Below are 11,728 nucleotides of genomic sequence, written 5' to 3'. Positions count from 1 at the left end.
AGTTTACACGGTCCGCACCAGGTTGTAAAAAGATCTATGAAAATGAGTTTGTTTTCTTTCTGAGCAATTTTTTTTGCAGCTTCGAGATCTACATTTTGAAAATTAATGCCTTTGTTTTTTTGTGCGCTTGCAAAAATTCCTAAAAACAGAAATGTGCTGAGTATAATTGTTTTGAACATAATAATTGTTTCTATTATGTTCTCCCAAAAAGAAAAAAATCACCCCGTTAATGAAATTATTTTTTATAATTTATTGATTTTCAGTATGTAAAATTTTATTTTTCAGAACTGATTTTTTATAAATAAAATAATTTGATGCGAAATCCCGAAAGATGTATTGCGGTTTTCGGAATCTTTTATGGCTAAAAAATTTACTGTTCTTCTGTCGATTGCACTGTTGTTGTTTTTTGAGTATTGACGGCTGCTTCAGATCTGCGATCCTGCCTTAGCGGAACGATTCCTAAAATTTGATCTTCGGCATCACACAAAATCCAGACTTTCTCTTTAGCTGTTGCAGATAATTTTTCGTCTCTGAAAAACTTAGCAACCTTCTTTTTTCCTGAAAAACCTGAAGGATAAAACTCGTCGCCCTCTTTTTGTTTTCTCAGATATAAAGGAAACCGGAGTTTTTCTGTATCGAAAACCCAGTTAAAAGATTTTCCTTCTTCAATGTAATTTTTAATATTGATTTTTATCTCATCCTGATGGAAACCAAAATTGTTAAATGATAATCTTCTGAGAAAAAAGAGCTTCCGTTTTCTGCAGAGAAAATTTTCCGGATTTCTTCGGGTTGGTTAAAACCATATTTTTTTAGAATCTCAAATTGTACAAAATCACTTTCCTGAGCCAGCTTTACTTTTGATAAAATTTTGTGTTCATTATTAAAAACAGTAAGATCTTTTTCTATGTTTTGAATCTGATCATTTACAAAATCCTTCGTCTGATTAAGAAAAGATATGCTTTTTCTGAAGTTTTCCAGAAAATGATCGTTGGTTTCAGAAAGTTTCGGAACGATTTCATTTCTTATTTTATTTCTCAGATAATCGTTTTTTTTATTGGAGATATCTTCACGGAAATCAATATTGTTTTCTCTGGCAAACTGATAAATTTCTTCTTTTGAAAAATTTAATAATGGTCTCAGGATATTATTTTCATTGGCGGGAATTCCGCTTAAGCCATTAATTCCTGAAGCTTTTGAAAGGTTGATGATAAAAGTTTCCAGCTGATCGTTAAGATGATGCGCGGTTACCAAAAAATCCAGCTTTTCTTTCTCTTGGATTTTTCTAAAAAATTTGTAGCGGAGTTCACGCGCCCAAAGCTGGATAGAATTTTCAGGCTTTTTGTCTTTTTCCGAAACTTCATATAAATGAAATTTAATACTATTTTTTTTGCAGAAATTTTCTACCACTTTCTGATCAGAATCTGAGTCTTCGCCACGAAGTTTATAATTGATATGCGCAACCTGAAAATCGTAAYCTGAATCTCTTAACTGCATAAACAGATACGCCAAAACCATAGAATCTGCACCTCCGCTTACCGCCAAAAGATAAGTTGGATTATCCGGTAATTGAATAAGATTTTGAAGCTGTTTTTTGAATGCAGATTGTGTAAGCATAATGCCCGGAATTTCTTTTCAACAAAGATAATCCTATTTATTAAAATGAATTTTGCTACCTTTGAAATCGTTTAAAAAGTTTATTTATGAAGATTTTTAAAATTTTAATGGCTTCGGCAGTGGTGTTGGGAATGACATCTTGTGTAAGTAAGAAACAGTATGATGCTCTAAGTGGCAACTACAAACAGTGTATTGAAAATATTGGGGAGAGACAGCGTGAAATTCAGGATCTGAAAGGTCAGAATTCTACGTTAACTGCGGAAAATAACTTATTAAAAAGTCAGCACGATGCTTTAAAATCGTCTTTGGATGCATGTCTTTCAAATACCGGAAAAAGCTCGGCGAATATTGATAAATTGGTTGGTGAGATCAATGCATCAAATTCTTATATCAAGCAATTGATTTCTGCAAATGCTAAAAACGACAGTTTAAATTTAGCATTATCAAACAAGCTGAAAAGATCTTTGGATAATGTGACTGATCAGGATGTTCAGGTAAAAGTTCTTAAAGGTGTTGTAATGATCTCGTTATCAGATAAATTATTGTACAAAACAGGAGATTACAATGTTTTGCCTGCAGCTCAGGAAGTTTTGGGTAAAGTAGCAAAAGTAATCAACGATTACGATAAATATTCTGTATTGATTGAAGGTAACACAGATAATGCACCTTTAAATTCTGCAAACTTACCGAGAGACAACTGGGATCTTTCTGCTTTGAGAGGTACTGCGATTGCAAAGATTCTTCAGACTCAGTTTGGTGTAGACCCAGCAAGAATTACAGCGGGTGGTCGTTCAGAATACAATCCTAAAGCTACAAACATGAGCGTTTCCGGAAGATCTGAAAACAGAAGAACAGAAATTATCATCATGCCTAAGCTGGATGAGTTTATGAAATTGATGGATATTACTCCTAAGAAGTAATCAGACTACATTTAAATAAAAAATTCCGATAAGCGATTATCGGAATTTTTTGTTTTTCAGACTACATCTTCTTTTTTCAGAAGCTTTATAATCTGATGTAAGAAAAAACTGCGTTTTCTTTTGCGGGAACTATTCTTTGTGGATGACGATCGGGTAATCGTGTAATCTTTTTCGCCATTCACAGGTGACAAATTTGTCTTCATCATCTTCATTTAATTATTCTTGCCTCTTTATGTCTTTGCAGTACAACAAAGGTATTCGGCAATCGTTAGGGAAACAATCCGTATTTTTACGGATATTTTTTAGAAATTATATTTTCATTGAAGCGCTTGTTTCAGTTTTTATTAATTTAAATTCTGTATGATTTACTTTTGATTTAATCATTTTTTTATATAATTCTCTGAGATTGCACAAATTTAGAAGATTAAAGCAGAGAAATTAATCTGCTCAATTAGTAAAATCTGCGAGATCAATTATTTTCATTTAAATTTAAAACAAGCTCTAAGCGCCAGAATTATTTTAATTAAATTTGAACAAATAAAAAATAAATGAGTTTTTTTGAAGAAAAAAATCCGGAAATGGATCGGTATCTGGAAAATCACGCATCTTCTGAACCCGAGATTCTAAAAAAATTAAGAAGAGAAACTTTTCAGAAAACCACTCAGCCGCATATGATTTCCGGTTATCAGCAGGGAAGGCTTTTAACGATTATTTCTAAAATGCTTAACCCTAAAAACGTTCTGGAAATAGGAACTTTTACGGGATACGCTACACTTTGTCTTACGGAAGGTTTATCTTCCGACGGAAAAATAACAACGCTTGATGTAAATGAAGACCTGGCTTATCTTCCGAGAAAATATTTTTCTGAAAGCAGATTTTCAGACCAGATTGATTTTAAAATTCTGGATGCCAAAGAATTTCTGCGAAATACGGACGAGGTTTTTGATCTTATTTTTATTGATGCCGATAAAGAAAATTATGCAGAATATTTCAGATTAATCAAGCCAAAAACAAAATCGGGATCTGTCGTTTTGTTTGATAATGTATTGTGGTACGGAAAAGTTTTAGAAGAAAATCCTAAGCAGAAATCTACGCAGATCATTAAAGAGCTTAATGATTTGGTGGCAAAAGATGAAGATTTTGAAAATCTTATTTTACCTTTGCGAGACGGAGTAAACTTTCTAAGAAGAAAGTAAATTTAAAGATTTAAAAATTAAAATAATCTAAAGATTTTACATCATCTGATTTTTTAATATTTAAATCATTCAATCTTTAAATCAAATAAATTGATGAATAAAGGAATTTGTATCGTGACTGTAGCGCCTGTTCGTGCTGAAAATTCTGATAAAGCAGAGATCGTGACCGAAATTTTGTATGGTGAAAGTGCAGATATTTTAGAAGTCAATAAAAACTGGACGAAAATAAAAATGCATTACGACGGCTATGAAGGCTGGATGGATACCAAACAGATCAAACCTGTCACCGAAGAATATCTTGCCAACAGAAAAGTGACCTTAATTACGGAAGATTTTTCTTCGGTAATGACTCTCGATGGGAAAACATTGCTCTCGATGGGTTCTGAAGTGGAGTTTCCGGCGGTTGCATCAAGAAGAAGTCATGATATACGTGAAAGTATCGCTTTAACGGCAAAAGAATTTCTGAACATTCCTTATTTGTGCTTATCAGCAAGCCGAAGTTAGCGAAGCTTTGAGTTTTGTGGAGGAAAGTCGGCCAGGAGATTTGGCTTTTTTTGAAAATTCTGAAGGTAAAATTATTCATGTAGGAATCATGCTCGATAATCAAAAAATCATCCATGCTTCCGGGAAAGTAAGAATTGATACATTAGATTCCAGCGGAATTTTTAATAAAGAAATGAATAAACACACTCACAAACTGAGAGTAATTAAAAGCATTCTTTAACTCTTATGGGAACTGTGATCTTTACTGTTTTTGATATTCTGAATCTGCTATTGGTTCTGTTTTTATGGATTTATACTTTAAGGATCTACAAAAAACTTCCCGAAAAAATACCTACTCATTTTGATCTTGAAGGAAAACCAGACCATTTCGGTAAGAAAAGATTTGCTTTTTTTATGCCGGTTTTATCGATCATATTTTATGTGGTTTTCTTTTTTATAACAAAACATCCCGAAACCGGAAATTTTCCTTTTGAGATTACCGAAGCCAACCAGGAAATGCAGTTTCTCATTATGGTTTTTCTGTTGAAATGGCTTTTGTTTCTTGTTTTATTGATGTTTTTAAATATCCAGGATTATACAATTCGTTACAGTTTAAATCCAGACTCGAAAGCGAGAGCTCACATTTTATTATTTATTCCTTTTATTTTTCTTAGTGTAATGGCTGCAATAATTTCGGCTTATATTTATCGGTAATCAATGGCTTTTTTATATTCAATATTTGTAAATCTTCTCATTTTTGGAATGAAAATTTTGTCGTTGTTTAATGATAAAACTAAAAAAGGCGTTGAAGGACGAAAACAATCTTTAAGTATTGTAAAATCTGCGTTTTCAAAATTTGATAAAGTTTTGTGGATGCATGCTGCAAGTCTTGGAGAATACGAACAAGGGCTTCCTGTTTTAGAAAAGCTTAAGAGAAATTTTCCCGATCATAAAATTCTTATTACTTTTTTTTCGCCTTCAGGTTATGAAAACGTAATTAAAAAAAAACATATTGCAGATGCGGTTTGTTATCTTCCTTTCGATAAAAAAAATACGATAAAGGAATTTATTTCCCAGTTTGATTGCGAACTGTTTTTCACTGTTAAATACGATTATTGGTACAATCTTCTGGCTGAGCTTAAACTTAGAAAGATAAAAACATTTGTGATTTCGGCATTGTTTTACGAAAGGCAGTCTTTCTTTACAAGCTATGGAAAATGGTTTGTAAAACAGCTGAAACAAAACATAAGCTGGTTTTTTCATCAGACACAGCATTCTTATGTTTTGGCTAAAAGTATTGGTCTACTAAATTCTTCGGTGACCGGAGATACCCGGTTTGACAGGGTAAAGCAATTAAGACGAAGCGACAATCATGTAAATTTCGTTGAAGAATTTATTGATGGAAAAAAAGCAGTTGTTTTCGGAAGTTCATGGCAGGCTGAAGAAAAAATGGCTAAAATAATATCTGAAAAAGATGAGCGTTTAAAAATAATTATCGCTCCACACGATTTAAAAAGAGTAGAAAATTTAAAAGAAATTTTTCCTTCTGCAATTCTATACAGCGAATTGCAAAACTCTCCAACTCTCCAACTCTCCAACTCTCCAACGCTAATTATCGACAGTATCGGTTTACTTTCAAAACTTTATTCTTATGCAGATGTTGCCGTTGTTGGCGGTGGTTTTCATGATGCGGGACTTCACAATATTCTGGAAGCGGCAACTTTCGGTGTTCCTGTGATTTTCGGGAATCATTACAAGAAAAATCCGGAAGCTGATGATTTAATTTCGGCTGAAGGAGGAAAGTCTTTTGAAGATGAAAATTCTGCAGCACAATTTGTTTTAAATTTAACTAAAAACGAAAATTTACTCAAAGAAATGTCTGAAAATGCAGAGCGGTTTGTTAGTAATCAGCCGGATTCTTCAGAGCTTATTCTTCAGAAAATTTTATCACTTTAAAAATCCCTGATTCTTAATGTCTTTGATGATCAGATCAAAATGATCCGGGATTTTATCGGTGCTGAACCAATTAAAGTCTATTCCGTTGTTGATGAACAATTTTTCGAGGTAAATATTGGCGGCAATTTTCTCCAATGCAACAGAAAGATACTCATCAATTTCCATCCAGTAATCTTCATCTAGTTTTTTAGTTAAAGTTAATGCTTTTACAATTTTATTGATGAGATAAAGATAAAGCTTATAAACATCATTGAATCTCTGTCGGCTCAGTTTTTCGTTGCTTTCCAGGATTTCATTGATCAGTAAAAGATTTAAACTGATGTCACCAAATTTATCGGTTGTCACTTTTACGTGTTCGGTAATTTGAGCGCTTATTTTTCTGATGAGTACAATAAAATATTTCTGATTGCTGATGTATTTAGAAGCATATTCTACTTTCTCCTTAATCAGTTCTTCCATTGCATCACGTTTCTGGTCAACGGTTTCCTGATCGATTAATTCGAAATATAATTTTTTAGATAAAATTTCATCTTTTCTCAGCAGCCTGAAAATGAGCCGGTCTTTTTCTACAGATGAAAGTTGGCTTAATGCAGTTTTAAATTCTTTAGAATACTCCATTAGTTAAAAAATTTTGAATATTTTAAAAATCCGTTCAAAGCCCAGTTTGCAGTGTAATAAAGAGATTTTAAGGTAGAAAATTTCATAAAATCTTTATAAACAAGATACTGGTCTTTTATGATATTCTGTTTTTTTCTTGAAATGCTGTTTTCACGCATTCTATACTTCGCCATTGTTTTGGGAAGCGGTTTTCCTGTCGGGATTTTTTTTAATAAATTCAGCCACATTACATGATCTTCCCTTTTGCTTCCTTCTGGGAAAAATTCTTTTCCGACTCTTTGAGAATCGTACATCGATGAAAGAAGCGAAAGTCTGCAGGTTTTAAGAAGATTATTAAAATTAACTTCTTTATCCGCTTTAAAATCTTCAATTTTCGGAACTAAATTTTCGTCACATCTCGCGTAATTAGAATAAGCGATTTCTGCATTTTCCCGCTTCATAAAATTCACCATTTCTTCAAGGAAATTGGGTTCCCAAAAATCATCGGCATCCAGAAAAGTGATAAATCTTCCGGTTGCCTGCTGTAAAGAAAGGTTTCTTGCATGACCTGCGCCGCCGTTTTTTTCTGCAATAATTAATTGTATTCTTGAATCCTGATATTGCTGAATGATCTCAACAGAATTATCGGTTGACTGATCGTCTGTAATAAGCCATTCCCAATCGGTAAAGGTCTGATTTATTACCGAGCTGATCGTTTCTTCTAAAAAAAGAGAAGAATTGTAGCAGGGTGTAATGATAGAAACTTCAGGCATGTTTTTTTGCAAATATAAGGCTTTGAGAATCGATTTTCTACGGTAAATTTTTAAGGAAATGTAAATTATACTCCAAAATTCAAAAAAAATGATTGAATTTTTAAAAAAAATCATAATTTTAACGCTTGAAAAATTTGATCTATGAAGAAATTAGCATTATTTGCAGGATTATCATTATTAGCTTTTACAGGATGTAACGACGACGACGCACCGGAACAGGTGTTTCCTATCGTGGGAACGTGGTCGCCAACCAAAGAGGTGAAAACTCAGATTCCCGCTGACGGCGTAGGATTTTCTGACGAAATAGTTTACACAGATTGCCAGAAAGAAGGAAGATGGGTTTTTAATGAAAATTCTTCGGGTAAAAGAACCAATAAAGATATGGCAGGAAGTCCAGCGATATGTAGCACAACTGCTGAACGTAATTTTACATATATATACGATTCTTCTGAGAAAAATATCGAGATTAAATATCAGGGAACTGTAGTTCCAGATAAAGGTAAAGTAACTTTACTCAATGCTGAAACTTTAAACCTGAAAATTGAAGATACTACAGATCCTACTATTTATAAGTCTACAACCTATACTTTTAAAAGAATTCCGCAATAATAATCAGTATTTCATATTACTATACAATCTCATCTTTATGGTGAGATTTTTTTTGTTTATGAAGGATTACATTGTAATTCATTCAAAATTAAATTTACATTTATTTTATTATCATTATTTTTGTAAATCTTGATCTTAGAATTAAATGAAAAATTTAGTCTAATATCTAAAGTCTAACATCTAACATCTATTATAAAAAGTGTTTTACGATCATCAGCAGATAGAAAAAAAGTGGCAGAAATACTGGGAAGACCATCAAACGTACAAGACTTCCGATAACACAGACAAACCTAAATTTTATGTTCTCGATATGTTTCCGTATCCTTCCGGAGCAGGGCTTCACGTAGGTCATCCGTTGGGATATATTGCGTCTGATATTTATGCGAGATATAAAAGACATCAGGGTTTTAATGTTCTCCATCCTGTTGGTTATGATAGTTTCGGGCTTCCTGCTGAGCAATATGCAATTCAGACGGGAACACATCCTGCGATTACAACCGAGCAAAACATTACAAGATACGAAGAGCAGCTTAGAAAAATCGGTTTTTCTTTCGACTGGAGCAGAGAAGTGAGAACTTCAGACGCTTCTTATTATAAATGGACCCAATGGATTTTCATTGAATTGTTCCATTCGTGGTATAATAAAGGTACAGATAAGGCAGAATCTATCAATACTTTGATCAAACATTTTGAAGAAAAAGGAACGGAAGGTTTAAATGCCAATCAAAACGACGAATTAAATTTCACTGCAGAAGAATGGAAATCTGCTTCTGAAATTGATAAAGAAGATATTCTTTTAAATTACCGTTTAGCATACAGAGCGGAAACGACGGTAAACTGGTGTCCTGCTTTGGGAACAGTTTTAGCAAATGATGAGGTAAAAGACGGAAAATCTGAAAGGGGAGGTTTCCCTGTTTTCCAAAAGAAAATGATGCAGTGGAGCATGAGAATTTCTGCTTACTCTGAAAGATTATTGCAGGGTCTGAAAACTTTAGACTGGCCGCAACCTTTGAAAGATTCTCAGGAATACTGGATCGGAAAATCTCAGGGAGCGCAGGTAAAATTCTTGGTTGATGGTTTAGAGTCAGTTGATAACAATAATGATTCTGACAACCAACAACCAACAACCAACAACTATATAGAAGTTTTCACCACAAGACCCGATACCATTTTCGGAGCAACTTTTATGGTTTTGGCGCCTGAAAATCCTTTAGTTGAAAAAATTACAACTGCCGAACAAAAAGCTGAAGTAGATAGTTATATAGAAGAAACTTCCAAAAAAACCGAAAGAGACAGAATGTCTGACGTGAAAAACGTTTCGGGTGCTTTCACGGGAAGTTATGCAATCAATCCGTTCAGCAATGAAAAGATGCCGATCTATATTTCAGATTATGTATTGATGGGGTACGGAACGGGAGCTGTAATGGCTGTTCCTGCACACGACGAACGTGACCACAGATTTGCAAAGAAATTTAATCTTGAAATTAAAAAAGTTGTAGAAACTGAAGAAGACGTTCAGGAAAAATCTTTTGATTCTAAAACGAGTGTTTGCGTAAATTCTGATTTCTTAAACGGATTACATTATGATGAGGCAAAAGCATTAATCATAGATGCAATTGAAAAGAAAGCAATTGGTCACGGAACTACGAATTACAGACAGCGTGATGCTATTTTCTCAAGACAGCGTTATTGGGGAGAGCCGGTTCCTATATATTATAAGGATGGAATGCCTTACACTTTGCCGACTTCGGCTTTGCCTTTGGAGCTTCCTGAAGTTGAAAAATATTTGCCGACAGAAGACGGAGATCCGCCATTAGGAAATGCAAAAACTTTTGCCTGGGACGAAGCCAACCAAAAAGTTGTGGACACCAATTTAATCGACGAAAAAACTATTTTCCCGTTAGAATTATCTACAATGCCGGGTTGGGCCGGAAGTTCTTGGTACTTCTTAAGATATATGGATCCGAAAAACGAGGGAGTTTTCACCGATAAAGAACTTTCAGATTATTGGGGACAAGTAGATTTGTATATTGGAGGAAGCGAGCATGCAACGGGTCACTTATTATATTCCCGTTTCTGGAATATGTTCTTAAAAGACAGAGGATATATTAATCATGATGAGCCTTTCCAGAAGTTGATCAATCAGGGGATGATTTTGGGGATGAGTGCTAAAATATATAGATGTACTGAGGTGAATTTATATGATGGACCAAATAAAAAACATCATAATATGAGGATTGACCCACCTCAATATATTTCGGCTAAAGGCGTTGATACTAAAACTGTGTTATCAGATGAAGTGGATGAGGACGGTTTTAGAAAAGGTGTCTTTAATGCTACTTTTTCAGAAAATGTTTTAAAAGATTTTGAAAATAAAATTTTAAAACAAATTCGTGAAAAAGATTCTTTTTATGAAAATTTTGAAGATAAACGATTTATATTTGATACCCATTTAATTCATGTTGATGTTAATTTAGTTGATTCCAAAGATAACTCTATTAATGTAGATGATTTAATGTCTTGGAGAGATGAGTTTAAAAATGCTGAATTCTATCCAGCTCAAAATGGAAAATTCTATACAGAACGTGAAGTAGAAAAAATGTCTAAGTCAAAATACAATGTGGTAAATCCTGATGATATCTGTGAAGAATACGGAGCAGACGGTTTAAGATTGTATGAAATGTTCTTAGGTCCGTTAGAGCAATCGAAGCCTTGGAACACACAAGGTCTGAGTGGAGTTTATGGTTTTCTTAAAAAATTCTGGAACCTGTATTTTAATGGCGAGGTTTTTGAAGTTTCAGACGAGGAGCCAACGAAAGCAGAATACAAGGTTTTGCATACATTAATAAAGAAGGTAGTTTACGACATCGAAAACTTCTCTTTCAATACTTCTGTATCTTCATTTATGATCGCTGTAAATGAATTGCAAAAAATAAAATGTAACAAACGCAATATTTTGGAACCTTTAGCCGTTATCATCTCTCCGTATGCGCCACACATCTGTGAAGAATTGTGGAGTTTGCTTGGTAATAACGAGTCTATTGAGTTTGAAAGGTTCCCGGTTTTGGATGAAAACTATTTGGTTGAAGACGAAATTGAGTATCCTGTAAGTGTAAATGGAAAGATGAAATTTAAAATTGCTCTTCCTGCAACACTATCTGCTAAAGAGGTTGAAGATTTAGTGCTTCAGAATGACAAAATGGGAGCTCTTTTGGAAGGTAAAACCCCTAAAAAAGTCATCGTTGTGCCAAAAAAAATCGTTAATATTGTAATTTAAAAGAAATTTAACATTGCTAAAATCAAAATTTCAGAGGTTTTAAATTTTTAATTTTCTAAGATATTTTATAAAATTAAGAAATATAATTAAAATTTCCGAATATAATTACGATATCAGAATCTTATCAAATTATCATTATGAAAAAAAGGCAAAATGTTAATTGATACTATTGCATTTTAATTAATTTTGCCTTTATTTTACAACTTTAAAATTTTAAAACAATATAATTTAGTTAAATATGGAAATGAATGTTTCAAAAAATGATGAGCAAGTAGTTGCTAGAAAAGCAGGAGGTCTTAATCC

General features: G+C 33.3%; 10 protein-coding genes and 1 pseudogene. 7 read left to right on the top strand and 4 right to left on the bottom strand.

The annotated features are described in order from the left end of the window. Positions 1-370: 370 nt before the first annotated feature. Positions 371-607 carry a tRNA lysidine(34) synthetase TilS gene (gene tilS / locus AB4Y90_RS13145; protein ID WP_441558020.1) on the bottom strand — a complete coding sequence of 79 codons (237 nt, stop codon included), beginning with the start codon at positions 605-607 and terminating at the stop codon, positions 371-373. 83 nt (positions 608-690) lie between these two features. Then, on the bottom strand, positions 691-1,614 hold the full coding sequence (gene tilS / locus AB4Y90_RS13140) for a tRNA lysidine(34) synthetase TilS (protein ID WP_441558018.1): 924 nt from the start codon (positions 1,612-1,614) through the stop codon (positions 691-693). Positions 1,615-1,700: 86 nt separating this feature from the next. Between tilS (AB4Y90_RS13140) and AB4Y90_RS13135 the strand changes: the two genes are divergently transcribed. From AB4Y90_RS13135 to AB4Y90_RS13115, 5 genes and pseudogenes are all read left to right on the top strand, one after another. Then, positions 1,701-2,534, top strand: coding sequence for an OmpA family protein (locus tag AB4Y90_RS13135; RefSeq protein WP_408091137.1), 834 nt, complete (start codon positions 1,701-1,703; stop codon positions 2,532-2,534). Positions 2,535-3,082: 548 nt separating this feature from the next. Continuing rightward, positions 3,083-3,730: an O-methyltransferase gene (locus AB4Y90_RS13130; protein ID WP_441558017.1), complete on the top strand. Its 648-nt coding sequence runs from the start codon at positions 3,083-3,085 to the stop codon at positions 3,728-3,730. A 93-nt stretch (positions 3,731-3,823) separates the two neighbouring features. Beyond that, positions 3,824-4,454, top strand: a pseudogene (locus tag AB4Y90_RS13125) (C40 family peptidase). Between the two features lie 5 nt (positions 4,455-4,459). Continuing rightward, complete coding sequence (locus tag AB4Y90_RS13120; protein ID WP_441558016.1) at positions 4,460-4,927, top strand: DUF1648 domain-containing protein; 468 nt, start codon at positions 4,460-4,462, stop codon at positions 4,925-4,927. A gap of 3 nt (positions 4,928-4,930) precedes the next feature. After that, positions 4,931-6,169, top strand: coding sequence for a 3-deoxy-D-manno-octulosonic acid transferase (locus tag AB4Y90_RS13115; RefSeq protein ID WP_441558015.1), 1,239 nt, complete (start codon positions 4,931-4,933; stop codon positions 6,167-6,169). On the opposite strand, the gene AB4Y90_RS13110 is transcribed toward AB4Y90_RS13115, so the two are convergent. Next, a complete protein-coding gene (locus AB4Y90_RS13110) occupies positions 6,161-6,787 on the bottom strand; it encodes a deoxyuridine 5'-triphosphate nucleotidohydrolase (RefSeq protein WP_441558014.1) in 627 nt (208 codons plus the stop codon). The genes AB4Y90_RS13115 and AB4Y90_RS13110 overlap by 9 nt on opposite strands. Continuing rightward, positions 6,787-7,539 (bottom strand): glycosyltransferase family 2 protein, encoded by a 753-nt coding sequence (locus tag AB4Y90_RS13105; RefSeq protein WP_441558019.1) that lies wholly within the window; start codon positions 7,537-7,539, stop codon positions 6,787-6,789. Before AB4Y90_RS13105 ends, AB4Y90_RS13110 begins: the two co-directional genes overlap by 1 nt. 141 nt (positions 7,540-7,680) lie before the next feature. Here AB4Y90_RS13105 and AB4Y90_RS13100 point away from each other — a divergent pair, with 141 nt between their 5' ends. Further along, the gene (locus tag AB4Y90_RS13100) at positions 7,681-8,148 is read left to right on the top strand and encodes a lipocalin family protein (RefSeq protein WP_441558013.1); all 468 of its coding nucleotides are present in this window, start codon (positions 7,681-7,683) and stop codon (positions 8,146-8,148) included. Between the two features lie 199 nt (positions 8,149-8,347). Further along, positions 8,348-11,425 carry a leucine--tRNA ligase gene (locus tag AB4Y90_RS13095; protein ID WP_441558012.1) on the top strand — a complete coding sequence of 1,026 codons (3,078 nt, stop codon included), beginning with the start codon at positions 8,348-8,350 and terminating at the stop codon, positions 11,423-11,425. The last annotated feature ends 303 nt before the right edge of the window (positions 11,426-11,728 follow it).

This window comes from Chryseobacterium sp. 2TAF14 (assembly GCF_052115105.1).
GTDB lineage: Bacteria > Bacteroidota > Bacteroidia > Flavobacteriales > Weeksellaceae > Chryseobacterium.
Note: the sequence above shows the minus strand (reverse complement) of the source record. Positions and strands in the feature narration are given on the sequence as shown.